We start from the raw sequence: 15551 nt of genomic DNA, 5'->3' as shown, positions 1-15551 counted from the left end.
CGAGCAACCCTTACCCTTCGAACCGATAGCACTGTAGTACGGGCATTTTTTGATGAATCGATGATGGCGCGAGCCTGGGCATTGATCCCGCATCGACACCATACACATAACCGAACTCACAGGCTGCCGAATAACTCGATGTGCCCCATGGCACACACCCACGGAGACAATACCCATGAGCACGTCCCTTTCCGGCGGCGCGCAGGCGCATGCCGGCTCTCAGGCCGCGCAGCATCCGGCGCAGCTCGACACGCTGTACCGCAAGCTGGCCTGGCACATCATGCCGTTCCTGTTCCTGTCGTTCATCGTTGCGTACATCGACCGCGTCAACGTGAGCTTCGCGAAGCTGCAAATGCTTGCGGACCTCTCGCTATCGGAAACCGTCTACGGCGCGGGGGCCGGCATTTTCTTTCTGGGCTACTTTCTCTTCGAGGTGCCCAGCAATCTGATCCTGCATCGCGTAGGCGCGCGCATCTGGATCGCGCGCATCATGGTCACGTGGTCGATCATTTCGTGCCTGACGATGTTCGCGCAGGGGCCGACTTCCTTCTATGTGCTGCGATTCCTGCTGGGCGTGGCCGAAGCCGGCTTCTTCCCGGGCATCGTGCTGTACCTGGCCACGTGGTTCCCGTCGAGCCGCCGCTCGCAGATCATCGCCCTGTTCATGGTGGCCATCCCGGTTTCCGGCGCCATCGGCGGCCCGCTGTCCGGCTGGATCATGGAGCGGTTCGGCGGAGCGCATGGCCTGGCCGGTTGGCAGTGGCTGTTCCTGGTGGAAGGCCTCGGGTCGCTCGTCGTCGGCATCGCCGCCTTCTTCGTGCTGCAGGACCGGATCGAAAGCGTGAAGTGGCTCAGCGCAGACGAGAAGCGCCTGCTGGCGCAGGATCTCGCCGCCGACGACAGCACCCGCGCCCGCCATAGCGTGCGGCAGGTGTTCCGCGACCGCAAAGTCTGGTTGCTTGGGCTGCTCTATTTCTGTATCGCCATGGGCAACTACGGGCTCGTATTCTGGCTGCCTACGATGATACGCGCCGCGGGCGTCGCCAACCTCGGCAACATCGGCCTGCTATCGGCCGTGCCGTCGCTCGTCAGCGCCGTTGCGATGATTCTCATTGCACGCCATGCAGACCGCAGCAACGAACGCCGCATTCACGTCGCCGTGTGCTGCCTGCTGGGCGCCGCCGGCATGCTCGCTTCGGTGCTGCTCGCCCAACACCTCTGGTGGTCGATGGCCGCGCTCATCGTGGCCGCCATCGGCATCAACTCGATCGCGCCGGTCTTCTGGGGCATACCCACGGCGATGATGAGCGGAGCGGGCGCGGCGGCGGCCATCGCGCTGATCAACTCGGTCGGCAACCTGGCCGGCTTCGTGAGTCCGTACGTTATCGGCTTTCTCAAGGACAGCACCGGGCAGCTGCTGCCGGGCATGATCATGCTGGCGTGCGCGCTGGTCGGCGGCGCCGTCATCGTGATGTCGCTAGGCACGAAACGGAGCCAGGCATGAAGGCTCCCGTCTGCCTGGTAACCGGCGCGGCAACCGGCATCGGCGCCGCCACTGCCCTGCGTTTCGCGCGCGAGGGCTGGGCCGTGGCCATCAACAATTTCGATCACGGCACCCGGGCGGCCGCCGAGCGGGTGGCCGCCCAGTGCGTCGACGCCGGCGCCCAGGCGATCGTCGTCGACGCCGACGTGGGCGACGACGCAGCCTGCCGCCGCATCGTCGACGCCGTCGCCGCACAATGGGGACGGCTGGACGCGCTAGTGAACAGCGCGGGGACCACTCGCGTGGTTCCACACGCCGATCTCGACGCCATTGACGCCGGCGAGTTCGAACGCATCTATCGCGTGAACCTCATCGGCATGTTCCAGATGACGCGCGCCGCGGCGCCCTTGCTGCGCGGCCGCCCGGCGGGCGCGGCATCGGGCAGCGTCATCAACATTTCGTCGTTGGCGTCCCTCAATGGCACGGGATCCTCGATTGCCTACGCGGCGTCCAAGGGCGCGGTCAACTCGCTGACGCTGTCGCTCGCGCGCACCCTCGCCCCGCACGTCCGTGTGAACGCCATCGCCCCGGGCATGGTCGACGATGGCCTGCTGCGGCGGATGCTCGGCGACGACGCCTACGCGCGCGTGATCGATGGCATGCGCGAGAACGCGCCGCTCAAGCGGGTGTCCCAACCTTCTGAAGTCGCGGAACTCGCCTGGTTCCTCGCCGCCCGCGCGCCCGCGATGACCGGGCAGGTCCTGGCCATCGAAAACGGCTTGCTGCTCAACACCTGAGCCCCACGACACAAGGAATTCCTGCGATGAAAGATCTGCACAAACACCGCTCTCGCACGGTGACCGAGGGCGTGACGCGCGCGCCGCACCGCGCCTTCCTGCGCGCCACGGGCCTCGACGACGATGCCATCGAGAAGCCATTCGTCGCCATCGTCGACACCTTCGGCGAGAACACGCCCTGCTCCATGTCGCTGAACCAGATTTCCGACAACGTTCGCCTCGGCATCGCGGCCGGCGGCGGCGTGCCGATACGCGGCTCGGCGATCTCGGTATCCGACGGAACCTCGATGAATCACTCGGGCATGCGGTTCTCGCTGGTTTCGCGCGAGACGATTGCCGACAGCGTCGAACTGTTCGTGCGCGCCCATTGCTACGACGCGCTCGTCGGCGTGGCGGGCTGCGACAAGACCCTGCCCGGCATTCTGATGGGCATGGTGCGCGTGAACGTCCCCGGGGTATTCCTGTTCGGCGGCGCGATGTTGCCCGGCGTGGCTCCGGACGGCTCGCAAGCCACGATCCTGACCGCCATCGAAGCCGTAGGCGCGGCGCAGCGTGGCGATATGTCCGCCGAAACGCTGCGCGGCATCGAAAAGCGCTGCACTCCGACCGCCGGCTCCTGTCCGGGGCAGTTCACGGCGAACACGATGGCGATGGTCGCCGAAGTGCTCGGCCTGGCGCCGCTCGGCTCGGCGATGGTGCCCGCCGTCTACAGCGAACGCATCGCGATCGCCCGCCGCGCCGGAGAAAGCGTCATGCGCGCGCTGCGCAATGGCGGGCCGCTGCCGCGCGACCTGGTGACCCGCAAGAGCCTGGAGAACGCCTGCGCGGCCGTCGCCGCCACTGGGGGATCGACCAACGCCATGCTGCACATCCCCGCCATCGCGCACGAAGCCGGCATAGCATTCACGCTCGATGATGTCTCTGAAGTCCTGGCGCGCACGCCGCTTATCGGCGACATGCAGCCCGGCGGGCGCTATCTGGCGGTGGACCTGCATCATGTCGGCGGCGTGCCGGCGGTGCTCAACGCCCTGCTGGCTGGCGGCCACATACACGGCGACACCCTCACGCAAAGCGGCGAAACGCTGGAAGCGGCGCTGCGCGCCTTCCCGGGCCCCGACGGCCGCGTGGTCAAGCCGCATGACGAACCGCTCTCGCCCAACGCAGGGCTGGTGGTCCTGCGCGGCAATCTTGCCCCGGACGGCGCCGCGCTGAAAACCGCCGGCCTCAAGCAGCTGGTGTTCTCGGGCACGGCGCGGGTGTTCGAGACGGAAGAGGACTGCATGGCGGTCGTTGCCGCCGGAACCTATCGGGAAGGCGACGTCCTCGTGATTCGCAATGAAGGCCCCAAGGGCGGCCCGGGCATGCGTGAGATGCTGAGCGTGACGGCGGCAATCTACGGACAAGGCATGGGTGAAAAGGTCGCGCTGCTTACCGATGGCCGGTTCTCGGGCGCGACCCGCGGCATGTGCATCGGCTATGTAGGCCCCGAAGCCGCGGCGGGTGGACCGATACGGCTGTTGCGCAATGGCGACCGCATACACATCGATGCGATCAAGGGAACTCTCGATGTCGAGCTTTCCGACGAGGAGCTCGCGCAGCGGGCGGCTGTCACCCGGCCGTTCGCGCGCGGGCATCTTGGCGGCGTACTCGAAAAGTACGAAGCGCTGGTGCGCCCGGCCAAGCTGGGCGCGGTGACCCATTCGGGGGCCGTGGCCTGGCCTTATGAAGCCTCTCTCGGGGAAGCGCACGTTAACGGAAGCAGGAAATGATGGCGGCGCCGCGCATCGGCTTTTGCGGCATCGGCCGCATGGGCGAACCCATGGTCCGGCGGCTGCTGGCCGCCGGACACAACGTCGCCGTCTGGAACCGATCCAGCGCGAAACTCGGTCCGCTTGCCGCCGCCGGGGCCGTCGCCCGTGGCACGCCGCAGGAACTCGGCGGGCGAGTCGACATCGTCCTGCTTTGCCTGGGCGACGGCAAGGCCGTGGAAGACGTGGTGTTCGGCGAGCATGGGCTTGCGCACTCCGCCACGCCGCCCCGCTATCTCGTCGACCATTCGACCCTGTCGCCAGCGCTCACGCGCGCGCTGGCTGGCCGCTGGACGGCGGCAACCGGCGGCGTATGGATCGATGCTCCCGTCTCGGGCGGCACGGACGGCGCGGCGGCCGGCAAGCTGGCCATCATGGCGGGCGGCCCGGCGGATGCCATCGAATCCGTGGCACCCGTGCTGCGCGCCTTCTCCTCGCGCGTCACCCGCATGGGCGACACCGGCGCGGGCCAGACCACGAAGCTCGCCAATCAGGCCATCGTCGCGACCACGCTCGCCGGATTGGCCGAAGCCTTCGTGCTGGCCAAGCGCAGTGGAATCGATACGGCCGCCCTGCCGTCGGCCCTGCAAGGCGGCTGGGCCGATTCCGTGCTGTTGCAAACGCTATGGCCCCGCATGGTGACGCCGCCCGAACATGCCACCGGCACGGTGCGCGTGATGCTCAAGGATCTAGACGCGATTGCCGAACTCGCGCAGGCCAGCACTACGATGCAGCGCGTGCTGCCGGAAGTGCGCCGCCTGCTGCGGGACGCCGTGCAGCGCGGCATGGGAGACTGGGATCTGTCCCAAGTATTCCGGATCGGCGAGACGGAGAGTGAATCCGGCGCCTAAGCGATGGCGGAAAATCCCCGCCGTTCAACGGAACCGCAGGTGCCGCCGCTGTAGTTCCGCGACGGTCCTGCACCCCATCAGCTTCATGGCGCGCTCGATTTCGATCCGCATCAGTTCCAGCGCCCTTTCCACCCCGGGCCGCCCCGCCGCCGCCAGCGGGAACAGGTAATAGCGGCCCAGCCCCACAGCCTTGGCGCCCAGCGCCAGGGCCTTCAGCACGTGGGTGCCGCGCTGCACGCCGCCGTCCATCATCACGTCGATGCGGTCGCCCACGGCGTCGACGATTTCGGCCAGTTGGTCGAAGGCGCTGCGCGAGCCGTCGAGCTGGCGGCCGCCATGGTTGGACAGCACGATGCCGGTGCAGCCGATGTCGGCGGCGCGCCTGGCGTCCTCTACCGACATGATGCCTTTCAGGCAGAACTGGCCGCCCCATTCCTGCACCATCGCGGCCACGTCGTCCCAGGACATGGCGGGGTCCAGCATGTCGGTGAAATAGCGGCTGATGGACATCGCCCCTCCTCCCATGTCCACGTGGCCGTCCAGTTGGGGCAGCCTGAAGCGTTCGTGCGTGACATAGTTGATGGCCCAGGCCGGCTTGACGGCGAATTGGGCGATGCCGGACAGGTTCAGCCGGAACGGGATCGCGAAGCCCGTGCGCTTGTCTCGTTCGCGGTTGCCGCCGGTGATGCTGTCCACGGTCAGCATCATGACCTGGACGCCGGCCTCTTTGGCGCGCGCCATCATGTCGCGGTTCAGGCCGCGATCCTTGTGGAAATAGAACTGGTACACCTGCGGCCCGCCGCTGATCTTGCGGGCTTCCTCCAGGCTGACGGTGCCCAGCGACGACACGCCGAACATGGTGCCGAACTTGCCTGCGGCCGCGGCCACGGCGCGTTCGCCGTCATGATGGAAGAGGCGCTGCAGCGCGGTCGGCGAGCAATACACCGGCAGCGCCAGTTTCTGGCCCATGACGGTTACCGACATATCCACCTCCGCCACCCCGCGCAGCACGTCCGGCACCAGGTCGCAGGCCTCGAAGGCCTGGGTATTGCGCCGGTAGGTGGTTTCATCGTCGGCCGCGCCGTCGATGTAGTTGAAGATGGGGCCCGGCAAGCGCTGGCGCGCCATGCGGCGAAAGTCGTGGAAATTCTGGCACTGGTTCAGGCGCATCAGAAGACCTTTGTCAACGCTGCGTATGGGAAACGGCGGGAAACGGCGCCCCAGAGAGTAACAACCAAACCGCCGCCGCAACAAATGCTCCGGCGGGCGTTTCCATGCGCCGCCCCGGGCCGGCCTTACTTCCTGGGATAGGACCCCAGCACCCGGAATCCCGGGTTGCCCGCCAGGAACTCCGCCAGCTTGCCTTCCTTCGCGTGCCCCGCCACCTCGATCAGGTAGCGGTGCGTATCGAGCGTTTTCTTGCTGGGCCGCTCGTATACCGTCAGGATCTGGACCCCGGCGGCGATGAGCGACGCCAGCGAGGCGCCGAACCGGTCGTCCGAGGTATCGAGCAGCAGGGACGTCTTGTCGTGGCCCGTGGGCGCGGGCATGTCTCGGCCCAGCACCCACCAGCGCGTTACGTTGTGGGGCCCCTCTTCGATGCCGTCCACCAGGGACACCAGGGAGTAGACCGTGGCGCCGACCTTGGGACCGAACGAGGCCTTGTCCAGCGCCGGGCTGTTGGCGACGGCCTGGGCGGCGGCGCCGCCGCTGGCGGCGTTGGTCTTGCGCACGCCGGGCATCTCGCGGTCCACCCAGGGTTTCACTTCCTCGAAGGCGACGGGATGCGCCAGCACTTCCTTGATGTCCTCGCGCTTGGCGCCGGGCCGCGCCAGCAGGCTGTAGCCCAGCATCTTGGGATACTCGGCGACGATGGTTGCGTTGGGCAGGTCGAGCACGGCGTCCAGGTACGGCGTGACGCCCACGACGGAGGTGGTGACGGGCACGCAGGCGCGTTCCAGCTTGCCGCTGGCGTAGTCTTTGAAGAGGTCGTCGCGCGACAGCGGGACCAGGTCCTTGTCGCCGTAGAGGTCCAGGCAGGCCTGGTGCGTCCAGGAGCCGGCTGGGCCCAGGTAGCCGATGGAGCCGGCGGCAGCCGGACTGGCGGAGAGGTTCAAGGTAAGCGAGCCTATGACGGTCAGCGATGCGAAGATTTTCATTTTCCGCTCCAGGAGTCAGCCCGCCGCCACCCGCAGGGCCGCTCCCGCCGAGACCAGGCGGTTGCCGCCCAGCGCCTTGGCGCGGTACAGGGCCCGGTCCGCCGCGGCCAGCGCGTCGGCCAGCGGCGGCGCGTCAAGCTCGTACAGCACGAGCCCGATGCTGACGGTGGCGGGTATTCCGATATTGTCGATCCGATTGGATATGGTTTCGGCAAAACGCCGCGCCACGGACTCGCCCAGCGCCGCCGCGCGGTCCGCGGCGTCGCCCGACAGCAGCGCGGCGAACTCCTCGCCGCCGATGCGGGCCAGGATCGCGCCGGGCCCCAGCATGCCGCGAGCCGTTTCCGCGAAGCATTGCAGCACCTGGTCGCCCTTCTGATGGCCGTAACGGTCGTTGATGGACTTGAACTGGTCCAGGTCGAACGCCAGCACCGCAACCGGCGCCCGCCCCTTTGCCTCGCCGATCAGGCGCGCGCCCTGCTCGAAAAACCAGCGGCGGTTGCCCAGCCGGGTCAGATAGTCGGTCTGCGATTCGCGCACGAGTTCGACATGGGTCTCCTCGCGGACAAGCTTGATCAGGGTCATGGGCAGCAGGATGGAATACAGCACGCCTTCGTACATGGTGAGGGTGCTTGCCGTGAGTTGCACCCCTGTGCCATGCGCCGCCACCCACCAGGGCAGGATGAACGCCCGGGCGGCATAGATCAGCGCGTGGATGCCCGTGACCGCTGCGGCGATGCGCAGCGGCTTCAGCGCTTTCAGATCGCCGCAGCGCAGCAATTCCCACGTGGTCCACGCGCTTACGAGCGCGATGGGGAACGCACTGATGTACTTCCAGACGAGATCCTCCCCTTGCGCGCCCGCCACCGCCCATATCACGGCCATGGCGGCAAGCAGCGCAAGCGGCGCAACGCGGTATCGCTTGCCGCGCAAGGAGGCGGCGCCGTTCATGACCAGCAGGTAGCCGCTGAGGACGACGAGGTTGGCCCCGGCGGAACCGAACGGGCTGGGCGGCAGGCTGCGGAACAGCGCCCCCGTGCAGCCCAGCGCCAGCGTGGCGAAGCCCGCCGACAGGATCCGCAGCGACCCGCTGCGCTTGGGATGGGCCCGATGCTCCCAGAACGTCAGGCCAGCCGTGGCGAGCAGCGTTCCGATGATGATGAAGTAAAGAGTAAGGAGATCGACGTACATCGGAGCCGTGGGGTATGGCGCCGGCGTGTCGCGGCGGCCAGCCGGAATTTTACGTTGGAAATACTGCAAAAAAGCGTAACAAAGCCCCGGGAATGCCCGCAGCAAAGAAGCTCGGCCAGGTCTCACAAGGGACGGCGGCCAGCCAGCCGGACGCGCGTGCGTGGCAAATTTGCCACTCATCTACAATCCTTGGCCGAGCCGGCCGCCGATGCGGCCGGGCAGTAGCTCACAGGTAGTAATGACGCGCGCGAAGAAATCCCCTGCCAAGAAGAAAGGTTCCACCAGCAGATCCACGGGCCGGGCCAGCGCCCGCTCCAGCGGCCGTTTCCCCCGTTTCCTGAAGGCGCTGCTGTTTTCGTCGCTCGCCAGCTTCGGCGCCGCCTCCTATGTCCTGAATCCGCAATGGCGGATCCCCGCGCCGGTGCAGGAGGCCCTGACGCAGCTGGGGTGGCCGCAGCACCGGGCGCCTCACCGGGAATCACCGCGGGAACAGCAGCGCGGGCAGCAGCGGGAGCAGACGGCGCCCATTGCGGTGCCGGCGGCGCCCACGGGCGCGCCCGCTCAAACGATGTTTTCGGAATGCCGGCAGTTCTTCCCGCATTCGCGCCCGCCGGAAGTGCCCGGCAGCCAGAAGTTGCGGGAGGTGTGCTTTTCGGCCTTCGCGATCCTGCACAACGGCCAGACGAAGACGCCGGTTTTCGTGGCGGAGCGGCTGAATCGCCAGATGCTCACGCAGGCGCAAGGACAGCGCAGGACCGACAAGTTCTATGCCGAGGCCCGGCTGCCGCGCGCGGAACGGGCCGAGCTGGACGACTACCGCGGATCCGGCTTCTCGCGCGGCCACATGGCGCCGGCGGCCGACATGTCCACGGCCGAAGGCATGGCGCAGAGCTTTTCCCTGGCCAATATGGTGCCGCAGGACCAGACGCACAATGGCGGCGCGTGGAGCAGCATCGAGCAAGACACCCGCAAATACGTCATGCGGGCCGCCGGCGACGTGTATGTGTTCACGGGGCCGGTCTACTCCGACAAGCCGAAGACGATAGGCTCCGGCGTGGCCGTGCCCAGCTATATCTACAAGGTCGTGTACGACGCGACCTCGGGGCGCTCCTGGGTGCACTGGCAGGCGAACGCCGCCAGCACCAAGGCCGGGCCGCCGATCAGCTACGAGGAATTCGTGCGGCGCACCGGATTGAAGCTGTTGCCGACTGGCGGTTGAAGCCCCGCCCCAGCGCCGCGACGGTGATCCAGCGCGCGCAGCACTCCATTGCAGCGCCGCGCCTCAGCCGCGCCGGGCGGCCTCGATCGTGGCGATATCGATCTTCCCCATCGTCATCATCGCCTCGAAAGCGCGCTTGGCCGCCGCGGGATCCGGATCGGAGATGGCCTCGATGAGGACGCGCGGGGTGATCTGCCAGGACAGGCCCCACTTGTCCCGGCACCACCCGCATTCGCTCGCCTGGCCGCCGTTGCCGACGATGGCGTTCCACAGGCGGTCCGTCTCCGCCTGGTCCTCGGTGGATACCTGGAAGGAAAAGGCTTCGCTGTGCTTGAACGCGGTGCCGCCGTTCAGGCCCACGCAGGGAATGCCGATCACGGTGAATTCCACCGTCAGCACGTCGCCCTGCTTGCCGGAGGGGTAGTCGCCCGGCGCGCGCAGGATCTTGCCCACCGCGCTGTCCGGAAACGTTTTTGCGTAGAACTCGGCGGCGTCCAGGGCGTCGCGGTCGTACCAAAGGCAAATCGTGTTCTTGCTGGGCATCGTGATTCTCCTGGGGGAAATCCGGTAGGTCGAGGATAGTCCCTCGCCGCGCCCGCGCGCGTTACGAAGCTTTGGAAAATGTTGTTCCCGCCCAGGTATTCGCCACGCAACAGATTGAAGGTGCAGGGCTCGAAATGGCTCCGCGCGCGGCGCGGCATGGGTGTCCTGGGCCGAATGCCGCCATATTTGTTACTCCCGGCGCCGCGCCCACGGTGCCACACTGTCCTCAGGGCTGCCGGCCCATCGGCGCCCGGTCTACATCAGGAGGCAATACGCCATGACTGCATCAACCGACAAAGCCAAGCCCGGCGGACGGGCCGCCATGCGCACGCCCCCGGTCGTGTCGCCCCAGGCGTGGGAAGCCGCCCACGCGCAGATGCTGGTGAAGGAAAAAGCCCATACCCGCGCCCGCGACGCCCTGGCGGCCGAGCGCCGCCGCATGCCCTGGATGGAAGTGGACAAGGCCTATGCCTTCGACGGCCCAGGCGGCCGGCGCGGCCTGCTCGACCTGTTCGAGGGCCGCCGGCAGCTGATCGTCTACCGCGCGTTCTTCGAGCCCGGCGTGTATGGCTGGCCGGAGCACGCCTGCCGCGGCTGCTCCATGGTCGCCGACCAGGTCGCGCACCTGGCCCACCTGAACGCCCGCGACACCACCCTCGTATTCGTTTCCCGGGCGCCGCAGGCGGACATCGAGCGCCTGAAGGCGCGGATGGATTGGAAGATGCCGTGGTTCACCCTCACGGACAGCTTCGACGCCGATTTCGGCGTGGATGAATGGCACGGCACGAATGTGTTCTTCCGCGATGGGGATCGCATATTCCGCACCTACTTCCTGAACAACCGCGGCGACGAGCAGATGGGCGGCACCTGGAATTACCTGGACATTACGCCGCTGGGCCGCCAGGAGGCCTGGGAGGACTCGCCCGAAGGCTATCCGCAGACGCCGACCTACAAATGGTGGAACTGGCACGACAGCTATGTCGTGGGCGCGGCGCCCGACCAGAAATGGGTCGAGATATCCGACGCGGGCGAGGCGGCGTTCCGGAACAAGGATAAGTAAACGTCTAGGGGTATTCCCGACCTGATATTGTGGCAAGAGTGAAATTTACTTAATATTTTTGAAGTGAGAGTGAAATACGAACCAGAGTTTCATGAAAATCGATAAGCCTGAAGACAGCCCGAACTCCGCCGACGAACACGACAAGGCGTTGGGCGAACGCCTGCGGGCGGCGCGCCTGCAACAGGGCCTGAAACTGAAGGACGTGGCGGAGCGCACCGAGATGTCGATCGCGCTGATCAGCCAGGTAGAGCGCGGCATCAGTTCACCGTCCATTCGCACCTTGCGGGCGATCTGCCACGCCTTGGACATCGACGGCGCCAGCCTGCTGACCCCTGCTCCGGCCGGACCGGTAAACGACGATCAGAACGAATTCACGGTCCGGGTATCCGCGCGCAAACCGTTGAAGCTGGGCAACAACGGCGTCACCAAGTACCGCATTACGCCCAGCAGCTGCGCCGCCCTCGAAGGCTTCCTGATGGAGCTGGAGCCCGGCGCCGCCTCCGACCCCGGCTTCCTGGTGCAGGCCAGCGACAAGATCGGTTACGTGCTTACCGGCAAGCTCCAGGTCTTCGTCGACGACAAATCCTTTCTGCTGGAAGCCGGCGACAGCTACGGCTTTTCCGGCAGCCACCCGTACCGGTGGCAGAACGGGTGGGACCAGAAGACCGTCTTCCTGGTCGTCAACAGCACCCATTTCTACGTCTGATTCCCCCTCCTCGTTTTCTACACCTCATTCCAGCCAATACCGGCAAATAAAGGGTCGCCACGCGGCCTTGCAAGGGACAACACCGCAATGAATTCGTCTTCAGCATCGATCGGCGCGCGCCCGGCGCGCGTTCCCGCGCGCAAAGGCAAGCTGCGCGATATCGTGGCCGCCAACATCGGCGCCTTCTTCGAGTGGTACGACCTGCTGGTCTACGCGCTGTTCGCGCTGCCGATCTCGCGGCTGTTCTTCCCGTCCGACGACCCGCAGACCGCCCTGCTGTTCAGCTTCCTGACTTTCGCGAGCTCCTACCTGATCCGCCCGGTGGGCGCCGTCCTGCTGGGCATCTACGCCGACAAGAAGGGGCGCAAGGCCGCCCTGTCCCTGACCGCCACGCTGATGCTGATCGGCACCGCGCTGATGGCGCTCATCCCCACCTACGCCACCATCGGCGCGCTGGCGCCGGTGGCGCTGGTGGCGGGCCGCCTGCTGCAAGGCTTTTCGGCAGGAGGCGAATTCGGCACCGCGAATTCCTACCTGACCGAGCAGAACCCCAAGCTCAAGGCGTTCCTGGCCAGTCTGCAATTCTCCACCACCGGCCTGGCGCTGGTGGTGTCCGCGATGTTCGCCTACTTCATCAACCACTACCTCACCCAGGCGCAGATCGACAGCTGGGGCTGGCGCCTGCCCTTCATCTTCGGTTGCCTGATCGGCCCCGTCGCCCTCTACATCCGTTTCAAGATCGACGAAACGCCCGAATTCGACGGAGAAAAGGCGCAACGCGCGGCGCCCCTGCGCGAGACCTTCCGCCTGCACAAGCGCTACCTGCTGCTGGGCGCGCTGATCGTGGCTGCCGGCAACGTGGCCAGCTATCTCAACATCTATATGCCGACCTTCGCCATCAACAATCTCGGCATCTCCAAGGACGACGCTTTCGTCGCATCGATCTGCAGCGGCCTGGTGTGCACCTTCCTGCCGATGCTCGGCGGGCTGGCCGCCGACCGCTACGGCGCGGTAAAGACCATGGCAGGCGCCCTGGTGCTGGGCTTGATCATCATCGTGCCCAGCTTCAAGATGCTGACCGGCACGCCCTCGTTCGGCTCGCTGGTGCTGTTCCAGTGCCTGATGTCGCTGGTGTTCTACAGCTTTTATTTCGCGCCGGTCGGCTCGCTCCTGGCGCAGCTGTTCCCGACCTCGTGCCGCACCACGGGCGTGTCGATCGCCTACGTCGCGTCGCAGACCTTCTTCGGCGGCATCACCCCGGTAGTGGTGGGCTTCCTGGTGACGCGCACCGGCACGATCATGTCGCCCGCCTATTACCTGATCGCGATCGGGCTTGTCGCGATGGTGGCGCTGGCCAGCGTGCGCGCCAAGGTCCGTTGAACTTCCGCCAACCTCTTTCGAACGCCATCCGTTTCATGGACATCCCACTTCCCACCCAAGTCGACGTCGCGATCATCGGCGGCGGCATCATCGGCATCAGCACGGCCTGGGCCCTGGCCCGTTCCGGCCTGCGTGTGACCGTCTTCGAAAAAGGCGCCATCGCGGGCGAACAATCCTCGCGCAACTGGGGCTGGATCCGCTCGGTCGGACGCGACCACCGCGAGCTGCCGCTGGCGCTGCGCGCCAACGCCTTGTGGCGCGAATTGCAGCAGCAGGTCGACGTGGGCTACCGGCAGCGCGGCCTCGCCTACCTGGGCAGCAGCGCCGCCGACATGCAGGGCCATGCCAAATGGCTGGAAGCCGCGCGCCCGTATGCGGTGCCCGCAAAGCTGATAGACGCCGCCGGCCTGCCCGCCCTGCTGGGCGCGCAGAGCGCGCGCGACTGGGCCGGCGCCCTGTACAACGCCGACGACGGCGTGGCCGAGCCGCAACTGGCCACGGCGGGAATCGCCGGACTGGCGCGCGCGGCCGGCTGCCAGATATTCGAAGGCTGCGCCGTGCGCGGCCTGGACGTGGCTGCCGGCAGGGTCGGCGGCGTCGTCACCGAGAAAGGCGCGGTCCGCGCGGCTGCCGTCGTGCTGGCCGGCGGCGCGTGGTCGCGGCTGTTCTGCGGCAACAGCGGCGTGTCGTTTCCGCAGCTCAAGGTGCACGCGTCGGTGCTGCGCACCACACCGCTCGAAACCGGCATGGACCTGGCCATCAACGGCGGCGATTTCACCTGCCGCAAGCGCGCCGACGGGGGCTATACGGTTTCGCAGCTTGGCGCTTCCACGGCCGACCTGACGCCCGACAGCATCCGGCTGATGCGCCAGTTCCTGCCCGCCTGGATGGCCGAGCGCAAATACCTGAAGCTGCGCGTGGGCCGGCGCTTCTTCGAGGAACTGATGATGCCGCGCCGTTTCGCGCTGGACGCGCCCACGCCATTCGAGCAGCACCGGATTCTCGACCCGCAGCCCGGCATGGCGGCCATTTCCACGGCCCTGGAAAAACTCAAGGCAGCCTTCCCCGCATTCGCTGCGGCCCGGGTGGCCGGCGCCTGGGCCGGCATGATCGACGTTACGCCGGACGCCCTGCCCGTCATGTCCGCCGTGGATTCCGTGCCGGGATTCTTCCTGGCTTCCGGCTTTTCTGGCCATGGTTTCGGCATCGGCCCGGCGGCCGGCGAGCTGATGAGCGAGCTGGTCCAGGGCAAGACGCCCAGTGTGGATCCGGCCGCCTTCCGGCTGTCGCGCTTCGCCTAGGGCCGGCTCGCCCTGGTCCCCATTTTTTTCACCCTAGTTTCATGGAGAAAACGCAGTGCCTGACAACAACGCGCGACTGATCCGCTTCAACGGCGGCCCGATGGTCGACCCCGTTCCCGGCAAACCCAAGCAGCCGCTTACCGGCGACGCCTCTTTCCTCAGCGTCAAGGCATTCGACCACCAGAAGGCGCGCGCCGGCGTGTGGGAAAGCACGGCCGGCACGTTCCAGGCGAACAACGCGGGCTACATCGAGTTCGGCTACATCGTCGAAGGCGCGTGCCGGCTGGTCGATCCCGACGGCACCGTGCACGCGCTGGAAGTGGGCGACGCCTTCGTCATGCCCGAAGGCTATTCGGGCCGCTGGGAAGTGGACCAGGCCGTAAAGAAGATCTACTTCATCAGCGTCACGCAGTAGCGCCCCGGCTGGATCAGGCCAGCGGCAGCTTCAGCACCTGCTCCGTCGTCAGCACATCCCCGAAGGTATCGTCGATGCTCGCCAAGGCGGCGCGGTGCAGGCTGTCGTGGGTCACGACGCTGCCGTCCGCGCGGTCCAGATCGCGGGTGGCGCAGGCATCCTCGGCCACGATGACGCCGTAGCCCAGGGGCACGGCGTCGCGCGCGGCGCCGGCCACGCAGGCGTGCGTCATCAAGCCCGTGATGACGAGCGTCTTGATGCCCGCGGCTTTCAGGCGCTGGTCCAGGTCGGTGGTCGGGAACACGCTTACCGAAGTCTTCCGCAGCACCGTGTGATGCGGCGCGGGCTGCAGCTCGGCATGGAATTCGGCGGTGGCGCTGCGCTCGGCGAAGACCGGGCTGCCTTCGGGCGTAAGGTGCTGGATGTGGAATACCGGCATCCCGGCCTGGTCGGCATGGGCAATCAGGCGTTGCGCATTGCCCAAGGCGGCCTTGCCGTCGGGAATCGGCATTTTGCCGGTGAAATATTCGTTCTGGAAATCGATGACCAGCAACGCGGTGCTGGAAGCGTCCAGGGACGCCGGGGCTGCGGCGCCCGCCAGGGTGCGGATGGTGGGATGGCTCATGATGCTTTCCTTT

15 protein-coding genes are annotated in these 15551 nt (G+C 66.9%); 10 read left to right on the top strand and 5 right to left on the bottom strand.

The features are described from left to right. Positions 1 to 175 precede the first annotated feature (175 nt). Genes JL37_RS25415 through JL37_RS25400 form a run of 4 tightly spaced genes read left to right on the top strand, consistent with a single transcriptional unit; the run spans position 176 to position 4939 of the window. Complete coding sequence (locus tag JL37_RS25415; RefSeq protein ID WP_043547760.1) at positions 176 to 1504, top strand: MFS transporter; 1329 nt, start codon at positions 176 to 178, stop codon at positions 1502 to 1504. Then, entirely contained in the window at positions 1501 to 2280 is a 780-nt protein-coding gene (locus JL37_RS25410; protein ID WP_043547759.1) for an SDR family NAD(P)-dependent oxidoreductase, read from the top strand. The genes JL37_RS25415 and JL37_RS25410 overlap by 4 nt, the downstream gene beginning before the upstream one ends. A gap of 26 nt (positions 2281 to 2306) precedes the next feature. Further along, positions 2307 to 4049: a dihydroxy-acid dehydratase gene (gene ilvD / locus JL37_RS25405; protein WP_043547757.1), complete on the top strand. Its 1743-nt coding sequence runs from the start codon at positions 2307 to 2309 to the stop codon at positions 4047 to 4049. Continuing rightward, a complete protein-coding gene (locus JL37_RS25400; RefSeq protein ID WP_043547755.1) occupies positions 4049 to 4939 on the top strand; it encodes an NAD(P)-dependent oxidoreductase in 891 nt (296 codons plus the stop codon). Before ilvD ends, JL37_RS25400 begins: the two co-directional genes overlap by 1 nt. Positions 4940 to 4963: 24 nt before the next feature. On the opposite strand, the gene JL37_RS25395 is transcribed toward JL37_RS25400, so the two are convergent. The 3 genes from JL37_RS25395 to JL37_RS25385 all read right to left on the bottom strand — a co-directional run bounded on the left by JL37_RS25395 (position 4964) and on the right by JL37_RS25385 (position 8289). Further along, entirely contained in the window at positions 4964 to 6109 is a 1146-nt protein-coding gene (locus tag JL37_RS25395) for an alpha-hydroxy acid oxidase (protein WP_043547754.1), read from the bottom strand. A gap of 125 nt (positions 6110 to 6234) precedes the next feature. Then, the gene (locus JL37_RS25390) at positions 6235 to 7098 is read right to left on the bottom strand and encodes a prephenate dehydratase domain-containing protein (RefSeq protein WP_043547752.1); all 864 of its coding nucleotides are present in this window, start codon (positions 7096 to 7098) and stop codon (positions 6235 to 6237) included. Positions 7099 to 7113: 15 nt separating this feature from the next. Next, positions 7114 to 8289: a diguanylate cyclase gene (locus JL37_RS25385; protein WP_043547749.1), complete on the bottom strand. Its 1176-nt coding sequence runs from the start codon at positions 8287 to 8289 to the stop codon at positions 7114 to 7116. A 238-nt stretch (positions 8290 to 8527) separates the two neighbouring features. Here JL37_RS25385 and JL37_RS25380 point away from each other — a divergent pair, with 238 nt between their 5' ends. Beyond that, positions 8528 to 9508 carry a DNA/RNA non-specific endonuclease gene (locus JL37_RS25380; RefSeq protein ID WP_052097594.1) on the top strand — a complete coding sequence of 327 codons (981 nt, stop codon included), beginning with the start codon at positions 8528 to 8530 and terminating at the stop codon, positions 9506 to 9508. Positions 9509 to 9571: 63 nt separating this feature from the next. Here the strand turns inward: JL37_RS25380 and JL37_RS25375 are convergent, their stop codons facing one another. Continuing rightward, the gene (locus JL37_RS25375; protein WP_043547747.1) at positions 9572 to 10051 is read right to left on the bottom strand and encodes a VOC family protein; all 480 of its coding nucleotides are present in this window, start codon (positions 10049 to 10051) and stop codon (positions 9572 to 9574) included. Positions 10052 to 10328: 277 nt separating this feature from the next. Here JL37_RS25375 and JL37_RS25370 point away from each other — a divergent pair, with 277 nt between their 5' ends. The 5 genes from JL37_RS25370 (at position 10329) to JL37_RS25350 (ending at position 14913) form a co-directional block, all read left to right on the top strand. After that, complete coding sequence (locus tag JL37_RS25370) at positions 10329 to 11111, top strand: DUF899 domain-containing protein (RefSeq protein ID WP_043547746.1); 783 nt, start codon at positions 10329 to 10331, stop codon at positions 11109 to 11111. Positions 11112 to 11202: 91 nt separating this feature from the next. Next, positions 11203 to 11817 (top strand): helix-turn-helix domain-containing protein, encoded by a 615-nt coding sequence (locus JL37_RS25365; protein ID WP_043547745.1) that lies wholly within the window; start codon positions 11203 to 11205, stop codon positions 11815 to 11817. An 87-nt stretch (positions 11818 to 11904) separates the two neighbouring features. After that, positions 11905 to 13197, top strand: a complete 1293-nt coding sequence (locus JL37_RS25360; RefSeq protein WP_043547744.1) for an MFS transporter — start codon at positions 11905 to 11907, stop codon at positions 13195 to 13197. Between the two features lie 35 nt (positions 13198 to 13232). After that, positions 13233 to 14498, top strand: a complete 1266-nt coding sequence (locus JL37_RS25355; RefSeq protein ID WP_043548205.1) for an FAD-binding oxidoreductase — start codon at positions 13233 to 13235, stop codon at positions 14496 to 14498. A 100-nt stretch (positions 14499 to 14598) separates the two neighbouring features. Continuing rightward, the gene (locus tag JL37_RS25350) at positions 14599 to 14913 is read left to right on the top strand and encodes a cupin domain-containing protein (protein WP_081955228.1); all 315 of its coding nucleotides are present in this window, start codon (positions 14599 to 14601) and stop codon (positions 14911 to 14913) included. 13 nt (positions 14914 to 14926) lie between these two features. Here JL37_RS25350 and JL37_RS25345 read toward each other — a convergent pair whose 3' ends face one another. Then, entirely contained in the window at positions 14927 to 15538 is a 612-nt protein-coding gene (locus JL37_RS25345) for a cysteine hydrolase family protein (protein ID WP_043547742.1), read from the bottom strand. Between the last annotated feature and the right edge of the window lie 13 nt (positions 15539 to 15551).

It is taken from the genome of Achromobacter sp. RTa (assembly GCF_000757485.1).
Taxonomy (GTDB): Bacteria; Pseudomonadota; Gammaproteobacteria; order Burkholderiales; family Burkholderiaceae_B; genus Achromobacter.
Note: the sequence above shows the minus strand (reverse complement) of the source record. Positions and strands in the feature narration are given on the sequence as shown.